This is a genomic window from Halobacillus sp. KGW1 (genome assembly GCF_001592845.1).
GTDB lineage: Bacteria > Bacillota > Bacilli > Bacillales > Halobacillaceae > Halobacillus.
This window is the reverse complement of record NZ_LSOC01000003.1, coordinates 709,189-735,512: the sequence shown is the minus strand read 5'-3', so window position 1 is coordinate 735,512 and position 26,324 is coordinate 709,189. Positions and strand designations below refer to the sequence as shown.

The 26,324-nt window shown below is 48.0% G+C and carries 23 protein-coding genes; 20 read left to right on the top strand and 3 right to left on the bottom strand.

Features of this window, described 5'->3' with window-relative positions:
- Window positions 1-16: 16 nt before the first annotated feature.
- The 5 genes from AXG56_RS12700 to AXG56_RS12680 all read left to right on the top strand — a co-directional run bounded on the left by AXG56_RS12700 (window position 17) and on the right by AXG56_RS12680 (window position 5,085).
- Entirely contained in the window at window positions 17-1,312 is a 1,296-nt protein-coding gene (locus tag AXG56_RS12700) for an HD domain-containing protein (RefSeq protein ID WP_008632265.1), read from the top strand.
- 13 nt (window positions 1,313-1,325) lie between these two features.
- Window positions 1,326-1,826 (top strand): YwgA family protein, encoded by a 501-nt coding sequence (locus AXG56_RS12695; RefSeq protein WP_008632266.1) that lies wholly within the window; start codon window positions 1,326-1,328, stop codon window positions 1,824-1,826.
- Between the two features lie 128 nt (window positions 1,827-1,954).
- Window positions 1,955-3,955 (top strand): ABC transporter permease subunit, encoded by a 2,001-nt coding sequence (locus AXG56_RS12690; protein WP_062514885.1) that lies wholly within the window; start codon window positions 1,955-1,957, stop codon window positions 3,953-3,955.
- A gap of 121 nt (window positions 3,956-4,076) precedes the next feature.
- Entirely contained in the window at window positions 4,077-4,619 is a 543-nt protein-coding gene (locus AXG56_RS12685; protein WP_008632268.1) for a YwhD family protein, read from the top strand.
- A 124-nt stretch (window positions 4,620-4,743) separates the two neighbouring features.
- Window positions 4,744-5,085: a YolD-like family protein gene (locus AXG56_RS12680; protein ID WP_152413285.1), complete on the top strand. Its 342-nt coding sequence runs from the start codon at window positions 4,744-4,746 to the stop codon at window positions 5,083-5,085.
- 67 nt (window positions 5,086-5,152) lie between these two features.
- On the opposite strand, the gene AXG56_RS12675 is transcribed toward AXG56_RS12680, so the two are convergent.
- The gene (locus tag AXG56_RS12675) at window positions 5,153-7,204 is read right to left on the bottom strand and encodes a transglycosylase domain-containing protein (RefSeq protein ID WP_062514883.1); all 2,052 of its coding nucleotides are present in this window, start codon (window positions 7,202-7,204) and stop codon (window positions 5,153-5,155) included.
- 131 nt (window positions 7,205-7,335) lie between these two features.
- Between AXG56_RS12675 and speE the strand changes: the two genes are divergently transcribed.
- From speE to AXG56_RS12645, 6 genes are all read left to right on the top strand, one after another.
- Window positions 7,336-8,166, top strand: coding sequence for a spermidine synthase (speE, locus tag AXG56_RS12670; protein ID WP_008632274.1), 831 nt, complete (start codon window positions 7,336-7,338; stop codon window positions 8,164-8,166).
- Between the two features lie 6 nt (window positions 8,167-8,172).
- Entirely contained in the window at window positions 8,173-9,045 is an 873-nt protein-coding gene (gene speB / locus AXG56_RS12665) for an agmatinase (RefSeq protein WP_026577853.1), read from the top strand.
- 80 nt (window positions 9,046-9,125) lie between these two features.
- Window positions 9,126-9,572: a hypothetical protein gene (locus AXG56_RS12660; RefSeq protein WP_026577854.1), complete on the top strand. Its 447-nt coding sequence runs from the start codon at window positions 9,126-9,128 to the stop codon at window positions 9,570-9,572.
- 88 nt (window positions 9,573-9,660) lie between these two features.
- Window positions 9,661-10,101, top strand: coding sequence for a DUF1934 domain-containing protein (locus AXG56_RS12655; RefSeq protein WP_008632277.1), 441 nt, complete (start codon window positions 9,661-9,663; stop codon window positions 10,099-10,101).
- Entirely contained in the window at window positions 10,098-11,765 is a 1,668-nt protein-coding gene (gene argS / locus AXG56_RS12650) for an arginine--tRNA ligase (RefSeq protein ID WP_062514881.1), read from the top strand. The genes AXG56_RS12655 and argS overlap by 4 nt, the downstream gene beginning before the upstream one ends.
- Before the next feature lie 187 nt (window positions 11,766-11,952).
- Entirely contained in the window at window positions 11,953-12,132 is a 180-nt protein-coding gene (locus AXG56_RS12645; protein ID WP_008632279.1) for a XapX domain-containing protein, read from the top strand.
- Between the two features lie 2 nt (window positions 12,133-12,134).
- Here AXG56_RS12645 and AXG56_RS12640 read toward each other — a convergent pair whose 3' ends face one another.
- A complete protein-coding gene (locus tag AXG56_RS12640) occupies window positions 12,135-13,331 on the bottom strand; it encodes a phosphatidylserine/phosphatidylglycerophosphate/cardiolipin synthase family protein (protein WP_062514879.1) in 1,197 nt (398 codons plus the stop codon).
- Window positions 13,332-13,512: 181 nt separating this feature from the next.
- Here AXG56_RS12640 and AXG56_RS12635 point away from each other — a divergent pair, with 181 nt between their 5' ends.
- The 8 genes from AXG56_RS12635 (at window position 13,513) to icmF (ending at window position 25,040) form a co-directional block, all read left to right on the top strand.
- Entirely contained in the window at window positions 13,513-15,645 is a 2,133-nt protein-coding gene (locus tag AXG56_RS12635; RefSeq protein ID WP_062514877.1) for a heterodisulfide reductase-related iron-sulfur binding cluster, read from the top strand.
- A gap of 153 nt (window positions 15,646-15,798) precedes the next feature.
- Entirely contained in the window at window positions 15,799-16,986 is a 1,188-nt protein-coding gene (locus AXG56_RS12630) for an acetyl-CoA C-acetyltransferase (RefSeq protein WP_008632282.1), read from the top strand.
- 13 nt (window positions 16,987-16,999) lie between these two features.
- Window positions 17,000-17,851: a 3-hydroxybutyryl-CoA dehydrogenase gene (locus AXG56_RS12625; RefSeq protein ID WP_026577858.1), complete on the top strand. Its 852-nt coding sequence runs from the start codon at window positions 17,000-17,002 to the stop codon at window positions 17,849-17,851.
- Between the two features lie 21 nt (window positions 17,852-17,872).
- Window positions 17,873-19,018, top strand: coding sequence for an acyl-CoA dehydrogenase (locus AXG56_RS12620; RefSeq protein ID WP_062514875.1), 1,146 nt, complete (start codon window positions 17,873-17,875; stop codon window positions 19,016-19,018).
- Between the two features lie 13 nt (window positions 19,019-19,031).
- Window positions 19,032-20,171 (top strand): acyl-CoA dehydrogenase, encoded by a 1,140-nt coding sequence (locus AXG56_RS12615; RefSeq protein WP_008632286.1) that lies wholly within the window; start codon window positions 19,032-19,034, stop codon window positions 20,169-20,171.
- A gap of 23 nt (window positions 20,172-20,194) precedes the next feature.
- The gene (gene meaB / locus AXG56_RS12610) at window positions 20,195-21,145 is read left to right on the top strand and encodes a methylmalonyl Co-A mutase-associated GTPase MeaB (protein ID WP_008632289.1); all 951 of its coding nucleotides are present in this window, start codon (window positions 20,195-20,197) and stop codon (window positions 21,143-21,145) included.
- The gene (locus AXG56_RS12605) at window positions 21,135-21,770 is read left to right on the top strand and encodes a TetR/AcrR family transcriptional regulator (protein WP_062514873.1); all 636 of its coding nucleotides are present in this window, start codon (window positions 21,135-21,137) and stop codon (window positions 21,768-21,770) included. Before meaB ends, AXG56_RS12605 begins: the two co-directional genes overlap by 11 nt.
- A gap of 24 nt (window positions 21,771-21,794) precedes the next feature.
- The gene (gene icmF, locus AXG56_RS12600; RefSeq protein WP_062514871.1) at window positions 21,795-25,040 is read left to right on the top strand and encodes a fused isobutyryl-CoA mutase/GTPase IcmF; all 3,246 of its coding nucleotides are present in this window, start codon (window positions 21,795-21,797) and stop codon (window positions 25,038-25,040) included.
- A 43-nt stretch (window positions 25,041-25,083) separates the two neighbouring features.
- Here icmF and AXG56_RS12595 read toward each other — a convergent pair whose 3' ends face one another.
- Window positions 25,084-25,398 carry a hypothetical protein gene (locus tag AXG56_RS12595; RefSeq protein ID WP_008632291.1) on the bottom strand — a complete coding sequence of 105 codons (315 nt, stop codon included), beginning with the start codon at window positions 25,396-25,398 and terminating at the stop codon, window positions 25,084-25,086.
- Window positions 25,399-25,740: 342 nt separating this feature from the next.
- Between AXG56_RS12595 and rpoE the strand changes: the two genes are divergently transcribed.
- On the top strand, window positions 25,741-26,286 hold the full coding sequence (gene rpoE / locus AXG56_RS12590) for a DNA-directed RNA polymerase subunit delta (protein ID WP_008632292.1): 546 nt from the start codon (window positions 25,741-25,743) through the stop codon (window positions 26,284-26,286).
- Window positions 26,287-26,324: the final 38 nt, after the last annotated feature.

The window sequence follows — 26,324 nt, the reverse complement described above, 5'->3', positions numbered from 1 at the left end:
TAGAAAGGACAAGCAGATGGCCTATCGTGATGAGAAACTAAGCGAAGAAAAAGTGTTCAAAGATCCTGTCCACCGTTATGTTCACGTACGGGACAGGGTGGTTTGGGATTTGATCGGAACCGCCGAATTTCAAAGACTGCGGCGTATCAAGCAGCTTGGGACGTCATATTTAACGTTCCACGGAGCAGAGCACAGCCGCTTCAATCATTCGCTCGGAGTCTATGAAATTGTAAGGAGAATTATAGATAACTTCAAAGATCGGCCGAACTGGGACGACCAGGAACGGCTTCTCTGTCTTTGTGCTGCGCTGCTTCATGACCTCGGACACGGTCCCTTCTCCCATTCGTTCGAGAAAGTCTTCAAGCTCGATCATGAGGCATTCACCCAGGCAATTCTTCTTGGCGATACAGAAGTAAACGAGGTCCTCAGCCGTGTAGAGAAAGGGTTCCCGAAAAAAGTTGCGGATGTCATTAACAAAACATATAAGAATAAGCTGGTCGTCAGCTTGATTTCGAGTCAGATCGATGCCGATCGTATGGATTATCTGCAGCGTGACGCTTACTTCACAGGCGTCAGCTACGGCCACTTCGACATGGAACGGATCTTAAGGGTCATGCGTCCGATGGAAGATCAGGTCGTTGTGAAGGAAAGCGGTATGCATGCTGTCGAAGACTATATTATGAGCAGATACCAAATGTACTGGCAGGTATATTTCCATCCGGTGACGAGGAGTGCGGAAGTCATCTTATCGAAAATCCTTCACAGAGCGAAAGAGCTTTACGAGAGTGACTATACCTTCCGGCTGTCCCCAGTCCATTTCCTTTCTTTTTTTGCAGGGAAACCGACATTAGCAGAGTACTTGGCTCTGGATGAACCTGTGACACTTTTCTATTTTCAGACGTGGATGGAAGAGGAGGACCCGGTCCTTCGTGATCTATGCCAGCGGTTCGTCAACCGCAGACTCTTCAAGTATGTCGAGTTCAACCCTAATTCCCAGATGAACGAATGGATGGAGCTGTATAAGCTGTTCCAGAAGGCAGGACTGAATCCTGACTATTATTTGGTTGTAGATTCAAGCTCGGACCTTCCTTATGACTTCTATCGTCCAGGAGAAGAAGGGGAACGTCTGCCTATTCATCTCCTGCAGCCGAACGATGAATTGAAGGAGCTTTCCCGTCTGTCGGATATTGTGGAGTCTATTTCAGGGAAGAAGCGGACCGACCATAAGCTTTATTTCCCGATGGATCTACTGCGTGATATGTCGAATCGAAGTAAGACGAAGAAGCGGATTATGGAAATTTTGTATGGATAAGGAGTGAGCTTCCATGTTGGAAAACCATGCGAAGTTGATGCAGTTCTTTTCTAGTACCGATGAAATCGTCGGAAGGAAGAAGCTGCAGAAGATGATCTATATTTTGAAGAAATGTGACATTCCTTTCGAAGAGCGGTACCAGTTCCATTTTTACGGACCGTATTCGGAAGAGTTGACGCTGCGTGTAGAAGAGATGTGCAATCTGGGATTTATCAGGGAAACGAGGGAAGAGAAAAAGAATTACTATCAATACCGCTATCAATTGACGGACAGCGGCAGGCAATTCCTCACCCACTATGAAATGAACCTGCCGCCGCTTCACGCACAGATTGCAGAAATGAACGGACGGAGCTCCCGGTTTTTAGAGCTGGTTTCGACGATGCTTTTCTTTGAAGATCTACCGAAGGATGAAATAGCGGAGAAGGTGTTCACAGTAAAAAGCGCTCAAAAGTATACGGAAGAAGATATAGCTGACGCTTGGAAATTTATTGAAAAATTACGCGCTATTCATTAAACTGGGACTATAGGATCCGGTTGATTATCCTGATTTTTTTCCGACAGCGGAAAGGTGTACCACGTGAGTATGCCTTTTCTTTTTTTATCTATATGTCTGATTATTTAGAAAAAAGGTGGGATTGAGTTGTGAAATTAGTGAAGTTCATTGGTTATTATGTGCTGGGGCTGATCGGGATTGTATTGATCAGCGCTTCGCCGGCGCTGTTTTATGAGGGGGCTTTCTTTGATTTGCGCAGCTACGGTCTGCAGTTGCGGGATCTTATTATGAGTCTTGGTCATCCAACTGAATGGACATATTGGTTCAAAGGTCAGCAGGTGCCGATGCTTGATTATATATGGGAGCCGTATCGTTATTCCATGCTTCTCTTCTTTGGAGGCATTCTGCTTGGTGTCGCCCTTGCTTTTTTCGGTGCGTTCTTTACCTTATTCCTGCCGAAATGGATCCGGACCGTAGTCGATCGTATCGTCGGCCTTCTGGAGGCTGTCCCGGATCTTCTGCTCGCTTTTTCTTTACAGCTCTTCATCGTTTGGTTCTTCAAACAGACCGGATGGCTGATAGCCCCGTTCACTTCGCTTGGAGAGGATAAGATTTATCTGCTTCCGATCATCGCCATTGCGGTGCTTCCGATGGTCATGATGTACAGGATTCTTCTGCTGTTAATGGAGGAAGAGATGGCAAAGCCTTATGTGCAGCTGGCGCTGGGGAAGGGATTGACGAAATGGAACATCCTTTCCGTTCATGTGGTGCGCAACATCGTTTCCAGTGCCTTTTCCCATTCAAAAATCATCGTCTGGGGAGCGCTTTCCAGTCTATTGATCATTGAATACATATTTAACATCAACGGAATCACAACGGTGTTCATAGACGATTTCCGGCCCATTGTTTCTGCTTTTGTCCTTTTTCTTTTGTTCACTCCATTTTATTTACTGTATCAGGGAACGGAGTCTTTCCTGATCAAGGATGGACGGCGCTTGGAAGAAGAGAATTTGCACATGAATTCCTTTATGGGCACAGGAAAACGTACGGGAGGAGTGCGGTTCTCCTTCATCTGGAGAGAAATACTCGCCCACTTTAGGAATGTCAAATTCCTGACCGGCTTCCTGATCATCGTCTCGACGGTTATCGTAAGCATCGTCTATACAATGACTGCCGATCCCCTCGTCGATCAGTACTTTCAAATATACGATGAGAATGATCGACTGGTGAGCGGTGCGCCCCATACACCGGAGTACGTTTTTCTTGGGACGGACGTCCTTGGATTCAGCGTATTTGATCAATTGCTTGTCGGGGCGAAATACACGATCCTTTTTGCATTGGCTATCGCTTTCCTGCGCATCTTTATCGGCTTTATTCTGGCAGTCCCGTATACGTTCTTTCTGCCGTCGAAATGGCAGCAGGGTATCGAGAAGCTGGTGGACGGCATGCACTTCCTGCCGATGACGGTCATCGCCTACCTGCTTCTCCGGCCGGTGTTATGGATGCCGGAGGGAGGGTTTGTGACGACGGAAACCGAGCGGATCCTGTACCAGGCTCTGATCCTTACTCTGCTGGCTGCTCCGCTTGTCGTAACGCTGTTCGGAAAGGAAATGAAAGGGATCATGAAAGAAGAGTTTGTTGTCAGTACCAAAGTACTTGGAGGCAGTTCCGTCCATCTTCTATGGAAGCATCTGCTTCCACATATGAGTGCAAGGATAGGGGTTGTTTTCGGGCAGCAATTCATTCAAACGCTGCTGATTTTCATTCACCTCGGCGTATTTGATATTTACTTCGGCGGCACAAAAGTTACGTACGAACCATATCAGAACGATCCACCGCTGAGTACGACCTACGAATGGTCAGGGTTAATCGGTTCTGCGAAGAATTCTCTCATGACCGGCCGGTGGTGGCTGATCATTCCCGCTCTTCTTTGTTTTGTCGTTATTATCGCCTCTATGCAGCTTATCATCCAGGGAATCAAAGATGTCCAGCAGCGGAGGGTAGGGGTGCCGGTGGAAGGACTGCACCTGCTCCGTGCCCGACGATCTAAGAAAGAGAAAAGACAACCCCGATATAAAGATCCTGCTACGGAGGACTTCACTTTTATGAAGCGGGCGTCCGGCGAGGGCTGGAGGCGAGATGAATCATAGGAGACTTAAACAAGCGTTTGATTAATGGAGTGTTCGACGCTTCCTTGACAATAATCCTGCTGTTGTATGTTAAAATGGGACAAAATAGCTGGTGTACACAATGAGGAGGAGCGTTTAAAGCATGAGAGAATTCGATCAGTTCAAAAACAACAAAGACTCGGAAGATAAGAAAAAGAATCAGTTTACCATCATTAAGGACGACTCCACGGACGGCCACGGCGGTTACGGTGTCGGTTCCATAAGCCTGGAGAACATGACGCCTGTCATCGTCGATCCGAATGAAGAAGAGGCCTACGTCGATATGGGAGCTCTTCATGCGAGAAGTAAAGTCGAGAAGCGGATCAAGTTCATTACGGACAGAGAAGTCGTGAAGAACGGTCTGCTGTATTGGATTGCCTGGGTCACGGTGGAGTTTAAAGAAGGCAAACCTTGTTATTATGGAGTGGCAGCGAGCGAAATCGTCGTCGACCGTTCCATCAAGCGCGGCTACAAACTGATGCCTGAGCACGTGAATCATATGGATAAGTCATTGAAAGGGAAGTATGTCGTTGATCACATGGATGAAAAGTCCAAGAAAATTCTCGGTGACTACTTACGGGATTTCAAGCCGGAATTGTGGGAAAATACGACGTCTTCTTTAAAGGAATCGCTAGGAGTAGAATGAAATGTTCCGCTCCCGCATCTGCGGGGGTGGATTTTTTATGTGTCATTCCCTAGAAAACCCAGTATACCTTTTGCTTTTTTGTGTTAAAATGAGAACAAACGTTCGTTTTGGAGGAGAGAGCGAAATGGATAATCGAAATCGTGACCGTGGGACGATCAAGTGGACGTCCTTAATGCTGCCGGAGCATGTAGAAATGATTAAAAACCTGTGGAAAGAGGATGAACGGGTGGAGAAAGGAATCATCGATGAGCAGAAGGCGGCGGAAGTCGATTTTCTGCTGCAGCGGGCATGGAAAGATGATCTTACTGTAAAAGCCAGAGTGCATAACGGTTTTGATTACGAGGATGTCATACTGAAGCTGAAGCAGTTGAACAAAACGGAGCGGCGGGTGAACGCAATAAACTGGAAAACGAAAGAGCCCTACAGCTTCCGTTTAGATGATCTTGCGGATCTGGCTATTTTATAGCAGATAAAGAAAACCCGGACGTCCGTTTATCGGATCGCCCGGGTTTATTTTTGGGAGAATATTGAAATTAGAAGAACCAGTCGACCACATCTTTGAACCAAGGGTCATTCTTGAATTCCTCCTCTACATCCTTGCTGTCATCTCCGCCGCAGACTTCATCAGGAATTGCGGCTTTCTCCATATACACAAGCCGCTCCTTAGGACAGTTCGGTCCGGAGAGGGCCCCGGTGTCAGGGTCGATATAGACGCCTTTCAAGCCCGGCGGTGGAATGAAAGAAGCTTCAGGAAGCGGCTCGTGGACAGCCTCCATCGTATCTGCCCAGATGTTCTTGGCATAGCGATGGTCGTTAAAGTCTTCGAGTACTTTGCCGCCTTCATCATACCCGATCCACACGGCGGACAAATACTGAGGACTGAAGCCGATCATCCAGCTGTCGGTATCCGTTGTTCCTGATTTGCCGCCATACATACGTGTCAGTTTGCCGTTGATTGGTGAACCGGTGACGTCTGCGTAGTTGGCGTTAAGCCCCGAGTCAAACATGCCTGTCATCATATGCGTCACGGCGAATGCCGTTTTCTTATCAATGGCTTTATCCTTATCGTAAACCGGTTCATATTCATACAAGACGCTCCCGTGCTGATCGGTGATTTTGCTCACCGTATGCCCGGAGATCGATTCTGTTCCCTGCACGAGCTTGCCGTAGGCGGTTACCATATCCAAAAGGGATACAGAGGAGTAGCCGAGGGCAAGGGAAGGGTTCGGTTTGAATTGCTTATCGATACCGAAATCCTGCAACGTCCGGACAAGCTTCTCCGGTCCGATGTCCATATGGGTAGAGACGGCATAGATGTTATCGGATATGGCGAGAGCCTGAGCCATCGTAATCGGTTTATCGGCAAACTTTCCGTTGAAGTTCGTTGGAGCATACGGTTCACTTTTTCCGGACACTTCAAACTCTGTCGGTTTGCTTTCTATCATGGTGACTGGAGAGTAGCCTTCCTGCAGCGCTGCGTAATAGAGGAATGGTTTGATCGTGGATCCAACCGGTCGTTCCGCCTGGGTGGCACGATTATAAGGGCTCTCTTCGTAATCTTTCCCGCCGATCATGGCTGTGATGGCTCCGGTCTGATCATCCATGACCGCAGCAGCGACCTGTATCTCTTCCTCCGCGGGTATATTTTTCTTCACCTTTTCTTCGAGGATATTCTGGTGGTCTTCCTTCAACGTCGTATGGATATGGAAGCCTCCGCTTTCAATTTCTTCCCTGCTTACGTCAAGGATGCCGGCTGCTTCTGTCACGACCTGGTCCTGAAAATAAGGAGCAATTTCCTTCTCCTCGGATTTGTCGGGATCTGCATACGTAATGCTTGCGGTTACGGCCGCCTCTTTCTCAGATGGCGTGATGTAGCCGTTATTCTCCATTTCCGTCAATATAAGCTCCTGACGTTCTTCCGCATTTTCTTCATTATCTAATGGAGAATAATAGCTCGGTCCCTTAGGTATTCCGGCAAGCATACTGGCTTCTTTCAAAGAGAGCTCTTCCGCATTTTTATCGAAGTAATACCTGCTTGCTGCTTCTACTCCATAGGCACCGTGTCCGTAGTAAATCGTATTTAGGTAGCCTTCCAGAATTTCATCTTTATTGTAGAAGATTTCGAGACGTAGGGCATACATTGCTTCATGGAGCTTCCTCGTCCATGTCTTGTCATGGGAAAGGTAAAGGTTCCTCGCGTATTGCTGTGTGATCGTACTGGCTCCTTCCGCCATCCTCATCTGCTTCAAATCTGTGAGAGCCGCGCCTGCGATTCGCTTGAAATCGAAGCCGAAATGGTTATAAAAGCGTCTGTCCTCAATGGCAAGGGTGGCATCTTTCAAGGACTCCGGCATGTCATCGATGTCGATCCAGTAGCGTTCTTCGGCTCCTTGATCCTCGCCGATAATTTCTCCGTCCGATCCATAGAAGACCGTATTTTGTTCAGTCGTCAAGGAAGGAGGCCCTTGGATGACGGCTGCAATCAATACACCGATTGTGAGGACAACTCCGGCAATCAAACCGAACAAAGCCAGCTTGAACCCTCGCTTCCCCCATTTATACGTACGTTTAAATAATGAGCGCATCTTTTTATACTCCCAACTGTTAAGAATGCATAAAGACTGCTATTATTATGTGAGAATACGTAGTAAAATAAACTTCTTGTGAAAGTTTATATACAATGGAACTACTTATAGATGAAAAAGGAGAATGAAACATGGGTACATGGTTTACCGAGAAACAAACCGAGAATTTCGGTATTACAGCGAAAGTCAATCGTTCGCTTCATAAGGAAAAGACAGATTTTCAAGAGTTGGAAATGCTGGAAACGGAAGAATGGGGGAACATGCTCGTTCTTGATGACATGGTCATGACGACAGAGAAAGATGAATTCGTCTATCACGAAATGGTTGCCCATGTACCGTTGTTTACTCATCCAAATCCGAAGAACGTCCTTGTTGTCGGCGGCGGAGACGGCGGTGTGATTCGTGAGGTCTTAAAGCATGAAGGGGTGGAGAAGGCGACGCTTGTTGAAATTGACGGCAAAGTCATCGAATACTCCAAGAAATATCTTCCATCCATTGCCGGAGCGCTGGATGATCCGCGTGTGGAAGTCAAAGTGGATGACGGCTTCATGCATATTGCGACAAGTGAGCAGGAGTATGATGTGATCATGGTCGACTCCACCGAGCCGGTGGGCCCTGCCGTGAACTTGTTCTCTAAAGGGTTCTATGAAGGGATTGCCAAAGCGTTGAAAGAAGATGGAATCTTTGTTGCGCAGACGGATAATCCATGGTTCAAAGCAGATTTAATCCGTCAGGTGTACGGCGATGTGAAAGAGACGTTCCCGATCACGAAAGTGTACACGGCGAATATTCCGACGTATCCGAGCGGTCTTTGGACATTCACGATGGGAAGTAAAGTGTACGATCCACTTCAAGTGAAAGAGGAGCGGTTCACGTCTATTGATACGAAGTACTATACAGAAGAGATTCATAAAGCGAGTTTCGCTCTTCCGAAATTCGTAAAAGATTTGACGGAGGAGTGACAGGCCATGATTTTTGATGAGTCGTATTCCGGCAAAGTGTTCATTATGAGCAGAGCGACAGAAGAAGAGGCGGATGCTGTCATCTACGGCATGCCGATGGATTGGACGGTGAGCTTCCGTCCCGGATCCCGTTTCGGTCCCAACCGGATTCGTGAAGCTTCGATCGGGTTGGAAGAGTACAGTCCTTATCTAGACAAGCATTTGGAAGAAGTACGTTACCATGATAAAGGGGATATGCTGCTTCCATTCGGGAACCCGGCCCGGAGTCTTGATATTATCGAAGGTTTTATGGATGACTTATTGGAGAAAGGGAAGTATCCACTTGGACTTGGTGGAGAACACTTGGTTACATGGCCTGTGATTAAGGCAATGTATAAGAAGTACCCCGATCTTGCCGTCATTCACATCGATGCCCATGCGGATCTGCGGGAAGAGTACGAAGGAGAGACGCTTTCCCACTCCACACCGATCAGGAAGACGTGCGGGCTTATCGGTCCTGAGAACGTGTACTCGTTCGGAATCCGTTCCGGCATGAGGGAAGAATTTCAGTATGCCGAAGAGTCCGGGATGCATATGTCGAAATTCGAAGTGCTTGAGCCGTTGAAGGAAGTGCTTCCAACCTTGGCAGGACGTCCGGTCTATGTAACGATCGACATCGACGTGCTTGACCCCGCTTTTGCACCGGGCACAGGTACGGCGGAAGCCGGCGGTATTTCCTCGAAAGAGCTGCTTGCCAGCATCCATGCGATGGCAGCGAGTGACATGAATATCGTCGGTTCGGATCTCGTTGAAGTAGCTCCTGTCTATGACCCGACAGAGATGACACCGATCGTCGCGAGTAAATTCGTCCGTGAAATGCTTTTAGGGTTCGTGAAATAAATGATAGAATAGAACAAGCCACTGTGAGCGGATCATAGTGGTTTTTCTATTTGATTTTTATACAAAGGAGCGGCTTTGTTTTGAATAAAAAAAGAAGAATTATCATGATCATCTATGCGGTCGTGATGGTCGGGCTTTTACTCGTCACGTTTGTCGGCCAATGGAATCCGTCCAACTACAGCTATACCTGGAATGAAGGGACGTTGACAATAGAGCAAGGTCTTACGAAGGATAAGGTAGCGGGACTGGACGTGGAAGAGCAGATCGATGATGTGCTGAAGTTCACACTGGCTGTTTCGGAAGAGCAGTCCCAATGGAATGTGGATTTGCTTGCTGTCGGTATTCTGCTTCCTTTTCTGCTGCTTGTTTTCGTTCCTGATCAGCGCCCATTCCAAAAATATCTCTCCAAAGGATGGTATCGCACCCTCGTTTTGGCTATCCTTATCTTATATGGGGCTTATACGATACCAGGACATATCGTGCAGATCGGCGAGATAAAGGAAATGGTGCGGCTGCTTGCGGGCTGAGGGGCGGCTTGCGTTTTTTTATATGAATTCTTATAATAAATAAGTTATATCTTGTACGTAAATCAGAGGAACGAAGGTGGAGGGGAATATGCCAAGTAACGCTAGGGACGTCCAGGTGCAGCTCGTCACGGAAATAAGGGATGGAGATCGTGTGGAGAAGATGGAAATCCAAGAGTCCGGACAATTTCTCACGCGCGGCGATACTCAAGTGCTCACCTTTATCGAGCATCAGGAGGAAGGCGATCCGGTCCGCACGATGGTGACGGTCAAGCCGGGTCATGTCAGCATTAAGCGGAGCGGAGGCGTGGAGATGCGCCAGGTATTCATAGAATCCGCGGAAACAGAAAACCTGTATCATCACACCTATGGTGATTTCCATATGAAGACATATACAAAGGAATTGGATTTTCGTTCCCCGGCGGAAACCGTTCCAGGACGACTGTTTTTGAATTATACGATGACGTTAAATCACGAAGTGACTCAAGCCCACCGCTTGACGTTGACGTTTGAGGAGGAGAGCGAAACATGAATATCGTTGAACAAATGGAACTGAAATTGAAAGAAGAAATCAGCCGCGCCGTCGTGGCTGCCGGGTTGGCTGCAGAGGAAGAGCTCCCGGAAGTTGTTCTGGAGCAGCCAAAGGACAAAGCCCACGGAGACTATGCGACGAACATGGCGATGCAGCTGGCACGGATCGCCAAAAAGAACCCCCGCGCCATCGCTGCAGAGCTGGTTGAAGCATTTGATCATTCGAAATCTTCTATCGAAAAGATTGAAATTGCCGGCCCCGGGTTCATCAATTTCTATATGAACAATCAGTATCTGACGGAGCTTGTCCCGACCATTCTTGAGGCAGGCGATGCCTATGGCCGTACAGACAGCGGCAATGGCCATAAGATACAAGTCGAGTTCGTATCTGCCAACCCGACGGGTACGCTTCACCTCGGCCACGCTCGCGGAGCAGCTGTCGGCGATTCGCTCTGTAACGTCCTGGATGCAGCAGGATATGACGTTTCCCGTGAATATTATATCAACGATGCAGGAAATCAGATGGCTAATCTGGCGTATTCCGTTGAAGCGCGTTATATGCAGGCCCTTGGTAAAGAGTGGGCAATGCCGGAAGATGGTTATCACGGTCAGGATATTATCGGTCTTGGTAATAAGCTTGTAGAAGAAGACGGAGAGAAATGGGTGGACGTCGAGGATGCAGAACGTCTTCAATATTTCCGAGAGTACGGATTGAAGTTCCTTCTGAACAATATCAAGACAGACCTGGAAGAATTCCGCGTTCCGTTCGACGAGTGGTTCTCGGAAACATCCTTGTACCAGGGAGATCAGATCACAGATGCTCTTCAGGTGTTGAAAGACCAGGGGTATGTCTACGAGAAAGAAGATGCTACATGGTTTGAGACGACACGCTTTGATGACGACAAAGACCGCGTACTCATTAAAAATGACGGCTCCTACACGTATCTGACACCGGATATCGCTTATCATAAAAATAAACTGGACCGAGGCTTTGATACGCTGATCAACATTTGGGGAGCGGATCACCACGGCTATATTCCACGTATGAAAGCGGCTATTCAAGCGCTTGGTTACGATAAAGACACACTGGAAGTGGAAATCATTCAAATGGTCAACCTGTTCCAGGACGGAGAGAAAGTGAAAATGAGTAAGCGGACTGGAAAAGCTGTCACGCTTCGTGAGCTGATGGAAGAAGTGGGAATCGACGCTATGCGCTATTTCTTCTCCATGCGTTCCAGCGATTCTCACTTGGACTTCGATATGGACCTTGCACGTTCAGAATCCAACGAGAACCCTGTCTATTATGTGCAGTATGCGCATGCCCGCATTTGTACGATGTTGAAACAAGCAGAAGAGAAAGGGATGAAGGCAGACTCCTTCGATGGAAGTCATCTGGCTTCCGAGAAAGAAGAGGACCTGCTGAAACGACTTGGTGAATTCCCACAGGTGGTTGCTGACGCCGCTGACAAACGGATACCTCACCGTATTACCCAGTACACGTTTGATCTCGCTTCCAATCTCCACAGCTTCTACAACGCTGTCAAAGTTCTGGATGAAGACAATAAAGAAGCGACTGCTGCACGTATTGCCTTGATGCAGGCAGTACGTACGACCCTGCGTAATGCTCTGAACTTGATCGGTGTGTCTGCACCGGAGCAGATGTAAACCCATCAAATGAATGAAAAAACCGGACGATCCCTCTCATTCTGTAAACAGAATGAGGCGGGAGCGTCCGGTTTTTTTGACATCTTTTTATATCCTTACTGATAGGATGTAAGAGAATGCATGAGCTCGCAGGCGGACGTGAAAGCTAAAGGCAGAAACGTCTCTTGTGGAGAAAGGCTGTGGAAATGTGAAAGAAATCATCTTCGCTTTAGTGACAGGGCTGGTGGTCGGTATCGTCTTCGCTCTTTGCAAGCTGCCGATTCCGGCACCTCCGGCATTTGCCGGGGTATCTGGAATCATCGGCATTTATTTGGGGTTTAAAATAGTCGGATGGGTTGGTCCTTTCTTTTCTTCCTTAATGAAATAATTCTACAGAAGAGGTCGCAGGAGAACTGCGATCTTTTCATTTATTCTGGTCTTCCAAGAACGATGCTTTAACCAGTGGTCGTCAAAAGGAATCGAATCTTCCATATCCTTAAAAAAGGAATCGCGGACCGTTTGGATAAACACTGGATCGTACAAGATCGTGTTCACCTCTTTATTCAGGAACAAGCTTCTTCGGTCAAAATTAGCCGTCCCGATGTCGACGATCTTTTTGTCAATGATCATCATTTTGGGATGATAGAATCCGGCGTCGTAGAAATGAACATGTGCGCCCAGTCGGTACAGCCTTTCCAGATAGGGTATGCCTCCTTCTTTGACGAAGGGGTGATCCGCTTTCAGCGGTACCATGACGTGGAGAGTGATGCCAAGCTTTAAGCTCTTCTCCAGCTCGGCCATCAACCGCTCGGTAGGAATGAAATAAGGGGAACCGATCAGAATTTCTTCTTCGGCAGAACGGAAGAGTTCCATGAATGCGTCTTCCAGTTCCACCCCGTCTGTAGGAAAGAGAGTGATCCCACGTTCTTTCTTCCTGCCGGGTGCATTAGGAAGTGGAACCTTGTTTCCTTTCGATATCTGCCAATCGTCTTCAAATATATCGTGGAGTCCTTGGACGATTTCACCGGTTAACCGAAGATGGTAATCCCGCCAGTTTCCGAATTTTGGATTCTCACCAATATAATTCCTGCCAATGTTAAAACCGCCGACATAGCCGATTTTTCCATCAATAACGGTGATTTTTCTGTGGTTCCTTCGGTTCATTTTGTAGAATAAGAAAGGAAAACCGGGAGTTTCGGCGAATTGAAAAATGACTCCATTATTTGTAAGTTCCTTCTGGATGTGTTTATTCATTTTGAAACCGGCGAGGCGGTCGACAAGCAGACGGACGGGAACACCTTGTTCCGCTTTCTCCTTGAGGACAGTAAGAAAGTTATCACTGATGTAGTCGGTTTCTATGGAAAAGAACTGGACATCCACTTGTTTATCAGCATCTCGAATCGATTGAAAAAGGTCCTCGTAGAGGGAAGATCCGTTCGTGTATAATCGGGCATCTCCTGTTCCTTCAAAGAACGGCAGTCTACGGGCGTGTTTAAGGTGAGAGGCACGTCCGAATTTGAAATCGAGAATCAGTAATAAGGCGAAGATGGAAAGGCATAAAATGATATAGAAGACGACCACGAACATTCCTCCTGCAGATCGATTTTCCTAATAGTTTCCCCAGTTCCTTACATTTCAACAGGAAATAGCGAAAATATATTGACTGAATGCTCATTCATAATTTATAGTTGATGTATAAGAGTCAGAAAATTCAACATTCCGGGTGCTGCGGGAATTGCCCGGTGATAAAGAAAAAGGGGGAGAGTTCATGAATCCGTTATTAGTGGCAAACTGGGTCTTGTTCCTTGCTGTCACGGTGTATGGTCTCTACTTGTTCACACGCGTTATCAGGACAAGGGTTGCATACATCCGTTTAGGGAAGAAATTTGAGTATGATAACAAACTGAAAGAACGTTTAAAAAAGATTTGGATTTATGTGTTCGGCCAGAAAAAGCTGTTGAAAGATAAGAAATCAGGAATCATTCATGTCATGATGTTTTATGGTTTCCTTCTTGTCCAATTCGGGGCCATCGATTTTATTTGGAAAGGGTTGGCACCGGACAGTCACCTGCCGTTAGGACCGTTCTATCCAGGGTTCACCTTCTTCCAGGAAATTGTAACATTGACCATTCTGGTAGCCGTTATTTGGGCTTTCTATCGTCGATATATCGAGAAACTTGTCCGCTTAAAGCGCGGATTTAAAGCGGGACTAGTATTGATTTTTATCGGAACTCTGATGGTCACCGTACTTGTAGGGAATGGAATGGGACTTATATGGCACGGTCATGAAGGAGTGTGGACAGAACCTGTTGCGTCCGCTGTTGCAAGCGCTTTCTCTTGGATGCCGCCAGCAGCCGCTGCGACTGTATTTTTTGTCATGTGGTGGATCCACCTGCTTATCCTGCTCACATTTATGGTTTATGTTCCACAATCCAAACATGCACACTTAATCGCCGCACCGGTCAACGTTTATTTAAGCAGAGAAGAACCGCCTGGGAAGCTGAAGACGATCAATTTTGAAATCGATGAAGATGCCGCGGAGGAAGATGTTTCATTCGGTGTCGGTAAAATTGAGGATTTCAATCAGCTGCAGATGATCGATTTCTATGCTTGTGTCGAATGTGGCCGCTGTACGAATGTCTGCCCGGCTGCCGGCTCAGGAAAAATGCTCTCTCCGATGGATCTTATCATCAAGTTGAGAGACCACCTGACTGAAAAAGGTGCTGCCGTTACAGGAAAGTCACCATGGGTCCCAGCCTACGCGTTCTCCGGCACAGAAGGGAATACACTTGCCCAGATGTCGAGGTCGAGTGGGTCCGATGAAGCAGCGGCAACACTGGATGCTGTCCAAAGCAAAAGCTTGATCGGTGATGTCATCACCGAAGAAGAACTTTGGGCATGCACTACCTGCCGTAACTGTGAAGATGCGTGCCCGGTAATGAACGAGCACGTGGATAAGATTATCGACCTTCGCAGATACCTCGTTTTAACGGAAGGGAAGATGGATGCAGACGGACAAAGAGCGATGATGAACATCGAGCGTCAAGGTAATCCATGGGGGCTTTCTAAGAAGGAACGGGAAGACTGGCGCAGCCTTGATGAAGACGCCGCTATCCCAACAGTTAAAGAGTTGAAGAAAGCGGGAGAAACCTTCGAGTATCTTTTCTGGGTAAGCTCGATGGGATCCTATGACAGCCGCAGCCAGAAGATCGCTATCGCTTTTGCGAAACTGATGAACGCAGCGGGCGTCAAATTCGCTATTCTTGGTAACAAAGAGCAGAATTCCGGTGATACAGCGCGACGGATGGGAAATGAATTCCTCTTCCAGGAGCTCGCGGAGAAGAACATGAAAGAATTTGAAAAGCACGAAGTAAAGAAAATCATTACTATTGATCCACACGCATACAACATCTTTAAGAATGAGTATCCGGATTTCGGGTTGGAAGCGGAAGTCTACCACCATACAGAAATGCTGGCGGAATGGCTGAAGGATGGCAAGTTAAAACCGGAGGGTGTCGTTAACGAACGGATCACCTATCATGACAGCTGTTATCTTGGACGTTACAACGAAGTGTACGAACCACCGCGCGAAGTGCTCGAAATGATTCCCGGTGTTGAAGTGGTGGAAATGAAACGCAATCGCTCCAATGGAATGTGCTGTGGTGCCGGTGGCGGAATGATGTGGATGGAAGAGAAATCAGGAAATCGTGTCAACGTGGCAAGAACGGAACAGGCTCTTGCTGTTGAACCGACGATGATTTCAAGCGGGTGCCCATTCTGTCTGACGATGCTGTCTGATGGGACGAAAGCGAAAGAAGTAGAAGAACAGGTAAGTACGATGGATATTGCGGAAATACTTGCAAAATCCATGTTTGAAAGTAAGGAAGAACAGTCCGCTTGATTAAACGTTTGACCAACAGGAAAAAGATCTAAATAATTCGAAAATTGTGGAAAGTGTACAGAATTTTTTGTACACTTTCCTTATGGAGATACATCGAGCGAGCGTTCAATCACTAATTTTGAAAGCGTTATCAAAAATGAGGAGGAACGATCTATGACAAAAACAGTAATCGTAGCAGGTGCCCGTACCCCTTTCGCTAAACTTGGTGGAGGTCTTTCATCTCTTACTGCATCGGAGCTTGGAGGGACGGCGATCAAAGCGGCTTTGAGCAGAGCGGAGATAGATGCAGAGGATGTTCAGGAAGTCATCATGGGGTCCGTCCTTCAAGGTGGGCAGGGCCAGCTGCCATCCCGACAGGCGGCTCGAAATGCCGGCATTCCATGGGATGTAAAGACGGAAACGATAAACAAAGTGTGCGCCTCTGGTATGAGAAGTGTTACGATGGCGGATCAATTCATCCGGTTGGGAGAAGAAGAAATCATCGTTGCCGGGGGAATGGAAAGCATGAGCAACGCTCCGTATATTATGTCCAAAGCCAGGTGGGGGCTTCGGATGGGAGACAGTACAGTGAAAGATATGATGATCCATGACGGACTTACTTGTTCGTTTGAAAACGTCCATATGGGCACTTACGGGAACAGGACGGCGGAACAATTCGATCTCTCCAGAGAGGCGCAGGATGAATGGGCTTATCGCAGCCACCAACGAGCAGTGAAAGCGATCGAATCCGGAGTGCTTGGAGAAGAGATTGCGGCTGTCGAAGTTCCACAGCGCAAAGGAAATCCTGTTATTGTCGACCGTGATGAGGCTCCCCGAAAAGATACTTCTGTCACGGCTCTTGCCAAGCTGCGTCCTGTATTCGATCAGACGGGTTCCATAACAGCCGGGAATGCACCAGGCGTCAATGATGGAGCCTGTGCAATGGTCCTGATGTCAGAAGGGAAAGCGTCTGAACTAGGGAAGACGCCGCTTGCTGCAATCATTGCACATGATGAAATAGCCGTTGAGGCGCAGGACTTCCCACAGACGCCGGGGCTTGTCATCAATAAATTGTTGAAGAAAGCAGGGAAGTCGATGGATCAAATTGATCTATTCGAAGTGAACGAAGCGTTCGCGGCTGTAGCGCTCGCGAGTGGAGAAATCGCTGGGCTTGATCCTGAGAAAGTCAACGTTAATGGGGGAGCGATTGCACTAGGGCATCCGATTGGGGCAAGCGGAGCACGGATTATTCTTACCTTGGCTCTTGAACTGAAACGCCGCGGAGGCGGACTTGGTATTGCTGCTATCTGTTCCGGCGGCGGTCAAGGGGATGCGGTTTTGATTGAAGTACCAAAAGCGTAAGGGGGAGAGCGCGATGACGATGAAACGAATGATGGTGATCGGGGCCGGCCAAATGGGGTCTGGAATAGCCCAGGTATTTGCACAGGCTGGACTTGAGGTGAAGTTCAACGACATCAGTGAAGATGCATTGATTCAAGGGAGAAAAGGAATAGAAAACCGTTTAAGGCGGGCGGTCGATAAAGGCCGTATCACGGAAGCGGATATGCGGGATGTGCTTGGGAGGATAACGACAACCACAGATTTGAAAGAGGCTTCTGACTGTGACTTGATCATTGAAGCGGTAGTAGAGAAGATGGATGTCAAAACGAATGTATTCCGTCAGCTGGATGAAATTGCACCGGAACACGCGATTCTTGCGACTAATACGTCATCCCTGCCGATTACGGATATTGCAGCGGCAACCAACCGCCCATCACAAGTGATCGGCATGCACTTTATGAATCCGGTTCCTGTCATGAAGCTTGTCGAAATCATTCGTGCGATCCAAACGAGTGATGCTACCTATGAAGCAGTGGAAGCGATGACGGTGAAGCTTGAGAAAACACCTGTGGAGGTAGAAGATTTCCCGGGCTTTGTATCCAACCGTATTCTGATGCCGATGATTAATGAAGCGATTTATACCGTCTATGAAGGTGTGGCTACCCCGGAGGATGTCGATGCTGTGATGAAGCTGGGTATGAATCATCCGATGGGACCGCTGACCCTTGCTGATTTCATCGGACTCGACACGTGCCTTTCTATTATGGAAGTACTGCATGAAGGATTCGGTGACAGTAAGTACCGTCCGTGTCCACTGCTTCGGAAATACGTCAGCGCTGGCTGGCTTGGAAAGAAATCTGGACGTGGTTTCTACATCTACGATTAACCGGTAAAGGGGAGAACGGCGATGGATTTGCGATTCACGGATGAACAGCAGATGATGAGGAAAATGGTTCGGGACTTCGCGGAGAAGGAAGTGGCTCCTGCAGTAGAACGGATGGAGAAGGAAGACCGTTTTCCGGAAGAACTGGTAGCAAGGATGGGAGAGCTCGGCTTAATGGGCATTCCAATCCCTGAGCAATACGGCGGAGCCGCAATGGATTACATCTCCTATATAACCGCCATTCATGAGATTTCAAGAGTCAGTGCGACGCTCGGAGTGATCCTCTCTGTCCACACGTCTGTCGGCACGAATCCGATTCTATATTTTGGAACAGAGGAGCAGAAGGAGCGGTACATTCCTAAACTTGCTTCCGGTGAATACCTGGGTGCTTTCGCGCTCACGGAACCGAGTGCTGGATCGGATGCCGGCAGCCTGAAGACACGCGCGGTCAAGCAGGAAGACCATTACGTATTGAATGGATCCAAAGTATTCATAACAAACGGAGGAAAAGCGGATACGTTTATCGTTTTCGCCCGGACGAATCCGGATGTGCCGGCAGGGAAGGGGCTGAGTGCATTCATTGTGGAACGAGATACCCCTGGATTTACGATCGGGAAAGCGGAGAAGAAAATGGGACTGCATGGATCCAGTACCGTTTCCTTGAATTTCGATCAGTGTAAGGTGTCGGAAAGCCAGCTTCTTGGGCAGGAAGGAGAAGGGTATAAAATTGCTCTTTCCAATTTGAACGTCGGAAGAATTGGTATTGCTGCTCAGTCATTGGGGATTGCGGAAGCAGCACTGGATCACAGCATCGCTTATGCGAAGGAAAGGGAGCAGTTCGGCCGCCCGATTGCCCATCTTCAGGGGGTGTCATTCAAGCTCGCAGATATGGCGACAAAGGTGGAAGCGTCCAAGCTGCTCGTCTACCATGCTGCCTTCCTTCAGGCGGAAGGCAAGAAATGCGGGAAGGAAGTATCGATTGCTAAACTGATGGCATCCAAGACTGCGGTGGAAGCGGCGATTGAAGCCGTTCAGGTTCATGGAGGATACGGATACACAGAGGACTACCCGGTAGAAAGGCTGTTCCGGGATGCCAAAGTCTGTGAAATATATGAAGGAACAAGTGAAATTCAAAGGATTGTAATCGGCAATCACTTGCTCAGAGATTAGGGAGGCTGTAAGGATGAACTTTACGTTGACAGAAGAACAGGAAATGCTGAGAAAAATGGTGGGCGATTTTGCAAAAAAAGAGGTAGAACCGACAGCAGCGGAAAGGGATGAGGAGGAACGCTTCGACAGGACTATTTTTAATAAGATGGCCGAACTCGGTCTGACGGGCATTCCGTGGCCGGAAGAGTACGGCGGTATCGGCTCGGATTTCGTCAGCTATGTTATTGCTGTGGAGGAATTGTCTCGGGTGTGTGCCTCTACCGGCGTTACATTATCCGCTCATATCTCACTCGCCAGCTGGCCGATTTATAAATTTGGCTCCGAGGAGCAGAAGAAAACGTTCCTTCAAGCCCTTGCATCCGGTGAAAAGCTGGGTGCCTATGCACTCTCCGAGCCGGGGGCCGGGAGTGACGTATCCTCCATGCGCACGAATGCTAAGCTTGAAGGGGATCATTACGTGTTGAACGGCAGTAAAGTATGGATTACAAACGGTGGAGTGGCGGATATCTATGTCGTTTTCGCCAAAACAGATATGGACAAAGGGAACAAAGGAATCAGCGCTTTTATTGTCGAAAAGGATACCCCGGGATTCACGACAGGCAAGAAAGAGAAGAAATTGGGGATCCGTTCATCTCCAACGACCGAATTGATCTTTGAAAACTGCCGGATACCGAAGGGGAATCTGCTTGGTGAGGAAGGTCAGGGATTCAAAATTGCTATGATGACGCTGGACGGCGGCCGTAATGGTATAGCCGCTCAGGCGGTGGGAATAGCACAGGGTGCACTTGACGAAGCCGTTGCTTATGCGAAAGAAAGAGAGCAGTTCGGTAAGCCTATTGCGGCACTGCAAGGCATTTCCTTTAAATTGGCCGATATGGCTACGGAAATCGAGGCATCCAGGTTATTAACGTACCAGGCTGCCTATTTAGAATCAGAGGGTCTTCCATATTCGAAAGCATCGGCGATGGCGAAACTTTTCGCAGGAGATACAGCAATGAAGGTGACAACGGAAGCGGTACAGGTGCATGGAGGATACGGGTATACGAAGGATTATCCTGTCGAGCGTTACATGAGAGATGCCAAAATTACTCAGATTTATGAAGGGACACAAGAGATACAAAGACTTGTCATCGGTCGGATGGTGACGAAATAACCAGGCTGGAAAGGTGAAGAATCATGCACCCACTCGCAGAACGGATACGTAATCAGGATATTCGCGCACTCGCTAAAGCCATCACACGGATTGAAAATGATGATGAAGAGAAGCTGGAATGGATGAGTGACATTTTCTCCATACAGAAAAAGGCGCACTATATTGGGATCACCGGTTCCCCTGGAGCGGGAAAAAGCTCTTTGATCAACCGGCTTCTGTCCTATATCCGCAAACAGGGGCTGACCGTCGCTGTTCTTGCGGTCGATCCTACAAGTCCGTTCAGCGGCGGGGCTCTGCTCGGAGATCGTACGCGGATGAATCAACATTTCCTCGACCCGGGAATATTCATCCGCAGTATGGCGACGAGAGGACATCTCGGCGGAGTGGCAAGAGCGACAAAGGATAGTATCCGCGTATGTGATGCTTGTGGATTCGATGTCGTTCTTGTCGAGACGGTCGGTGTCGGACAGTCGGAGCTTGATATCATGAAGGTAGTGGATACGACCGGGCTGGTTTTGACGCCGAACAGCGGGGACGTTCTCCAGATTTTCAAAGCGGGGATCATGGAGATCGCAGACCTTTTTATCATTAATAAGGCCGATCTTCCTGGTGTGAGGAAGCTTGCCTCTACGCTTGATGAATACAAGATGATTGTCCAGACAAAAGGGTGGGATCCGCCGGTTGTAAAGACGATTGCCACAGAGTCCACAGGATTTGATGACCTATGGGGTGGGATCGAAGCACACCGGACGTATTTACACGAAACCGATGAAGGGCAGCGGCGGCGGAAGCAGCAATTACAGCTCGAAGTATATGATCTGATCAGGGAAGAGCTGTGGCGGGATGTTCGAACGGAAGTCGAGTCCGATTCTCATAAACGCGAATGCTTGAACCGACCTGACGCCGATCCGTATAAGCTTGCCCGTGCATGGGTGGACGAATGGAAAGAGAGGGGTGGAAAGAATGGCCGATAAACAAGTCCCCTCGACGATCAAAGACGAAGCTTTAGTGATGAAGCGAAGAAACCAGATGGTCAAAGGAGCGGTCACCTTGTTCATCGAGAAAGGTTTCCACAAGACGACGACACGGGAGATCGCCAAGGCGTCCGGCTTCAGTATTGGTACGTTATATGAATACATACGTAAGAAGGAGGATGTCCTTTTTCTCGTATGTGACTCTATCTACCAGCGCGTAAAGGCGCGGATGGAAGATGATATCGATCCGGCACAGGTAAGCAGCCTGATCCAGGCGGTCCATTCGTACTTTTATTTAATGGATGAAATGCAGGATGAAGTGGTAGTCATGTACCAGGAGGTCAAATCCCTTCCGAAGGATGCGCAGGATTACGTTCTGCAGAAAGAAAGAGAAATGGTTGCGATGCTGGAAGAGGTGATCCGTAAGCATATCTCAGGCCCCTGTTCCGAAGAGAAGGTTCAATTGATCGCCAATAATATATTCGTGCAGGGTCAGATGTGGGGATTCCGGCGTTGGATATTGCAGAGGACGTTCACGATTGAAGCGTATGCGGATCTGCAGGTTCGGCTTTTATTGGAGGGACTTCCCCTCAAGGAGAAAAGACCATCTGGTAATAGAGAATGAAATGGATAGAAAGGGGAGGAGAAGATGGAACAACCGGCTGTATATCGTCCGAAAAATCCGGTTTGTTTTGTAACCGCTTCCAGTTTGTTTGACGGGCACGACGCGTCCATCAATATTATGAGGCGGATTCTGCAATCAACAGGGGCGGAAGTCATCCACTTGGGACATAACCGCTCCGTAGAAGAAGTAGTGAATGCAGCTATTCAGGAAGATGTTCAGGGAATAGCTATCTCGTCCTATCAGGGCGGACATGTGGAGTATTTCAAATATATGGTGGACCTCCTTCAGCAGAAGGGAGCGGGACATATCCGCGTTTACGGCGGTGGCGGAGGTGTCATCATCCCGAGGGAAATCAAAGAACTGCACGCTTACGGGGTTGCCCGTGTCTTCTCGCCGGAGGATGGAAGAACGCTCGGGCTTCAGGGCATGATCAATAAAATGATCGAAGAGTGCGATTTCCTGCCGCCGCTTGATGTGGAGGAAGAAGTCAAAGGGCTGTCTGCAGGGAACCCACAATCGATTGCGCGGTTCATCACGTATGTAGAGAATAAACCGAAGGAAGAACGGGAGCTTGTGGCTGCTTTTGATACAGCAGTCAAACAGAAAACAGACAGGGAAGTTCCCGTCCTTGGTATTACAGGCACAGGAGGGGCAGGGAAAAGCTCGCTCACAGACGAATTGATTCGTCGTTTCCTGAATGAAATTCCAGATAAGAAAATTGCTATTCTATCGATTGATCCGACGAAAAAGAAAACGGGAGGAGCCCTGCTTGGTGACAGGATCCGGATGAACGCCATCTTCCATCCGAGAGTGTACATGCGCTCCCTTGCAACGAGGGAAGCACGGTCCGAGCTTTCGACGGCCGTTAGCGACGCTATCCGTGTGCTGAAAGCTTCCGGTGTTGACTTCATCATCGTCGAAACGAGTGGGATCGGCCAGGGGGATGCGGCCATAACAGATGTCACGGATCTATCGATGTATGTAATGACTGCAGAATTCGGGGCACCGTCGCAGCTTGAAAAAATTGATATGATTGACTTCGCTGATTTTATCGTCATTAACAAGTTCGAGCAGAAAGGCTCGGAGGATGCCATGGCCCAAGTGAAGAAACAGTACCAGCGGAGCCGGATGCTGTTCCATGAGAGTGATGCCGAATTCCCGGTCTTCGGAACGATTGCCAGTCAGTTTAATGATCCGGGGACGAACACGTTATTCGCCGCCCTTGTAGATAAATTGAAAGAAACTTATGAGTGGCAGGAAGAAACGTCCTTTTCGAAAACCGGAAAAGTAGAGAAACAGAACGTCATCATCCCGAATGAGAGACAACAGTATCTACGGGACATCTCGATGACCGTACGCCGCTATCACGAAGAATCGGAGAAGCAGGCAGCTCAAGCGCGCAGGCTCTACCAATTGAAAGGATCTTTCCATTTGCTTGAAGAAGGAGCAGGAAAAGAACAGCTGAAACAAAGGATAGACGATCTGGAAGCTTCCATCGATCCGGCAGCGAAGCGGCTGGTCGACGGCTGGGATGATCTCCATGACAAATACAGCGGAGATACGTACACGTTCCAAGTTCGCGGTAAAGAAATTACAATGGATCTGACGACCGAAAGTTTGAGTGGTACGAAAATACCGAAAGTCGCCTTACCGACCTATTCGGACTGGGGGGACCGCCTTCTGTGGCTGCTTCGTGAAAATGTGCCCGGGGCATTCCCGTTTACAGCAGGTGTCTTCCCTTTTAAGCGGAAAGGAGAGGACCCGAAACGACAGTTTGCTGGAGAAGGGACCCCCGAGCGGACGAACCGCAGATTCCACTATTTATCAGAAGGGGAAGATGCCAAACGTCTGAGTACGGCCTTCGATTCTGTAACCTTGTACGGAGAAGATCCGGATGAACGACCGGACATATACGGGAAAGTCGGGGAGAGCGGAGTCAATATCTGTACATTGGAGGACATGAAAAAGCTGTACGCGGGCTTCGATCTGGTTGCTCCTTCCACTTCTGTTTCCATGACAATTAACGGCCCCGCTCCGATTATCCTGGCGATGTTCTTTAATACCGCTGTCGATCAGCAGATCGAGAAGTTCAAAGCAGAGAAGGGAAGAGCGCCGGATCAGTCGGAAGCGGAACGGATTAAAGCGGAGACGATCCACGTTGTAAGGGGTACGGTGCAGGCGGATATTCTTAAAGAGGATCAGGGGCAGAACACGTGCATATTTTCTACAGAGTTCGCTCTACGTATGATGGGGGATATCCAGCAGTACTTCATCGACCAGGATGTGCGTAATTATTATTCCGTATCCATCTCCGGTTATCATATCGCTGAGGCAGGCGCCAATCCAATTACTCAGCTCGCTTTCACACTGGCGAACGGCTTCACGTATGTAGAATATTATTTGAGCAGAGGGATGGATATCAACAAGTTCGCCCCGAACCTTTCCTTCTTCTTCTCGAACGGTCTTGATCCGGAGTACAGTGTGCTCGGGCGGGTCGCAAGAAGGATTTGGGCTGTCGTCATGCGTGATAAATATGGAGCGAACGAACGCAGCCAAAAGTTAAAGTATCACATTCAAACATCCGGACGTTCGCTTCATGCCCAGGAAATTGACTTTAACGACATCCGTACAACGTTACAGGCGCTGCTGGCCATCCAGGATAACTGTAATTCCCTGCATACGAATTCCTATGATGAAGCAATCACGACACCGACCGAAGAGTCCGTGCGGAGGGCGATGGCGATTCAAATGATCATTAATAAAGAATTCGGTCTGACGAAGAATGAAAATTCTCTGCAAGGATCTTACATCATTAAAGAGTTGACGGACCTTGTGGAAGAGGCTGTACTTCAGGAATTTGAACGCATCAATGATCGAGGCGGAGTACTCGGTGCAATGGAGAGACAGTATCAGCGCGGGAAAATTCAGGAAGAATCACTTTATTATGAAGGCAAGAAGCATTCGGGGGAACTGCCGATCATCGGAGTCAATACGTATTTGAATCCGCATCCGCCGTCCGAGGAGGAAATTGATGCCATGGAACTTGCGCGTGCTTCTCAAGAAGAGAAGGAGCATCAGATAAGAGAACTGCGCCATTTCCAGAGTCGCCATGAAGATGTAGTGGATGCTTCGCTTCGCCGCCTGAAAGAAACGGCAGCGAATGACGGGAACATTTTTGCTGAATTAATGGAAACCGTCCGAGTGGCAAGTCTCGGACAGATCACCAACGCCCTCTATGAGGTCGGGGGGCAGTACCGTCGTAATATGTAAAGTCGTAAAAATACGCCCTTGCGATGTGCAAGGGCGATATTTATTAGTGGCCTCCGACTTGATCGTCGTCGTGAGGCTGATTGACTTCTTTCACGTAAGGTTTCTTTATTCCATACCATTCATACGTCAGATTATACGTTTCGCCTTCTTCCAGCAGCATCCATGTGCTCGTATCTTTGACGTGGAGCTTCTTATCATCGACGATGACGAAATATCCGTCATCTGTATGGGATTTCCCTGTGATCACCGCTTCCTCCAAATGCTTGGAATGGACGAGGCCGTAGTTCGTGAACAACCAGATGCCTGCAGCGATGACGAAGATGATGGTTGCAATCCAGTTAAATGGGTGTGTTTTCATACTGCGTCTCTCCTTTACATAAATGATGGGGATAGAACGTAACCCGGGGAATGATACGATAGAGAGGTTCCGGTCGCTCAGGGCGCTTCTCAAAGAGGCAGCCCCCATTTCGGTTTAATTATAATGGAAATAAAGCGCGAATACCAAGTGTAACTAAGCTTTATCCTGCTTCCAGGGTTTATATTTATGTGAAGTTGGCTACAAAAGGTAATAGATAAAGAGTCATAAAAGCAATTTGATTTTTATACGGGCAAATCATATAATGGATGGTATGATTAAATGTGATTCGTATGCCTAAGAGGTCATTTATTCTATTCTGTCTATTTAAAGGAGTGCTGGACCGTGAGCTTAAAAGACTTTAGCCAAGAGCAAATTGATGAAATATCCATGATTGAACTGGCTACTATTATATTGGAAGAAGAAAGAGAAGCGATCGATTTCAACGAGATGTTCAATCGTATCGCCAAAATTAAAGGATTTACAGAAGCGCAGAAAGAGCAGTACATCGCGCAGTTCTACACAGACATCAACGTCGATGGTCAATTCATGACGATCGGAACGAACCGTTGGGGGCTGAAGCGCTGGTATCCTGTAGAACAAATGGAAGAAGAAATTGCCAGTCTTCCACAGAAGCGTAAAAAGAAGAAGAAAAAGAAACCATCCAAGCTGCTGGAAGATGAGCTTGGCATTTCTGAATTCGATGATAATGAAGAAGATGAAGATTTAGAAGAAGATCTGGAACTGACAGACGAAGATCTAGATTTGGATGAGGACGATGACGATTTCGAAGGCGACTATGAAGAAGATGACCTCGATGAAGAAGAAGAAGAGATTGTAGAGGATGACATCAGCTTCATTGGCGATGAGGATGAAGAAGACGACAGATAAGTGGTTGACTTTTAAAAGTCATATCAGTACAATCTTAT

What these genes read in the sequence shown, in the direction of transcription:
- AXG56_RS12700 (WP_008632265.1), top strand. Translation starts at nt 17, where the DNA reads ATGGCCTATCGTGATGAGAAACTAAGCGAAGAAAAAGTGTTCAAAGAT.
- AXG56_RS12695 (WP_008632266.1), top strand. Translation starts at nt 1,326, where the DNA reads ATGTTGGAAAACCATGCGAAGTTGATGCAGTTCTTTTCTAGTACCGAT.
- AXG56_RS12685 (WP_008632268.1), top strand. Translation starts at nt 4,077, where the DNA reads ATGAGAGAATTCGATCAGTTCAAAAACAACAAAGACTCGGAAGATAAG.
- AXG56_RS12680 (WP_152413285.1), top strand. Translation starts at nt 4,744, where the DNA reads ATGGATAATCGAAATCGTGACCGTGGGACGATCAAGTGGACGTCCTTA.
- AXG56_RS12675 (WP_062514883.1), bottom strand. Translation starts at nt 7,204, where the DNA reads ATGCGCTCATTATTTAAACGTACGTATAAATGGGGGAAGCGAGGGTTC.
- speE (WP_008632274.1), top strand. Translation starts at nt 7,336, where the DNA reads ATGGGTACATGGTTTACCGAGAAACAAACCGAGAATTTCGGTATTACA.
- speB (WP_026577853.1), top strand. Translation starts at nt 8,173, where the DNA reads ATGATTTTTGATGAGTCGTATTCCGGCAAAGTGTTCATTATGAGCAGA.
- AXG56_RS12655 (WP_008632277.1), top strand. Translation starts at nt 9,661, where the DNA reads ATGCCAAGTAACGCTAGGGACGTCCAGGTGCAGCTCGTCACGGAAATA.
- argS (WP_062514881.1), top strand. Translation starts at nt 10,098, where the DNA reads ATGAATATCGTTGAACAAATGGAACTGAAATTGAAAGAAGAAATCAGC.
- AXG56_RS12640 (WP_062514879.1), bottom strand. Translation starts at nt 13,331, where the DNA reads ATGTTCGTGGTCGTCTTCTATATCATTTTATGCCTTTCCATCTTCGCC.
- AXG56_RS12635 (WP_062514877.1), top strand. Translation starts at nt 13,513, where the DNA reads ATGAATCCGTTATTAGTGGCAAACTGGGTCTTGTTCCTTGCTGTCACG.
- AXG56_RS12630 (WP_008632282.1), top strand. Translation starts at nt 15,799, where the DNA reads ATGACAAAAACAGTAATCGTAGCAGGTGCCCGTACCCCTTTCGCTAAA.
- AXG56_RS12625 (WP_026577858.1), top strand. Translation starts at nt 17,000, where the DNA reads ATGACGATGAAACGAATGATGGTGATCGGGGCCGGCCAAATGGGGTCT.
- AXG56_RS12620 (WP_062514875.1), top strand. Translation starts at nt 17,873, where the DNA reads ATGGATTTGCGATTCACGGATGAACAGCAGATGATGAGGAAAATGGTT.
- AXG56_RS12615 (WP_008632286.1), top strand. Translation starts at nt 19,032, where the DNA reads ATGAACTTTACGTTGACAGAAGAACAGGAAATGCTGAGAAAAATGGTG.
- meaB (WP_008632289.1), top strand. Translation starts at nt 20,195, where the DNA reads ATGCACCCACTCGCAGAACGGATACGTAATCAGGATATTCGCGCACTC.
- AXG56_RS12605 (WP_062514873.1), top strand. Translation starts at nt 21,135, where the DNA reads ATGGCCGATAAACAAGTCCCCTCGACGATCAAAGACGAAGCTTTAGTG.
- icmF (WP_062514871.1), top strand. Translation starts at nt 21,795, where the DNA reads ATGGAACAACCGGCTGTATATCGTCCGAAAAATCCGGTTTGTTTTGTA.
- AXG56_RS12595 (WP_008632291.1), bottom strand. Translation starts at nt 25,398, where the DNA reads ATGAAAACACACCCATTTAACTGGATTGCAACCATCATCTTCGTCATC.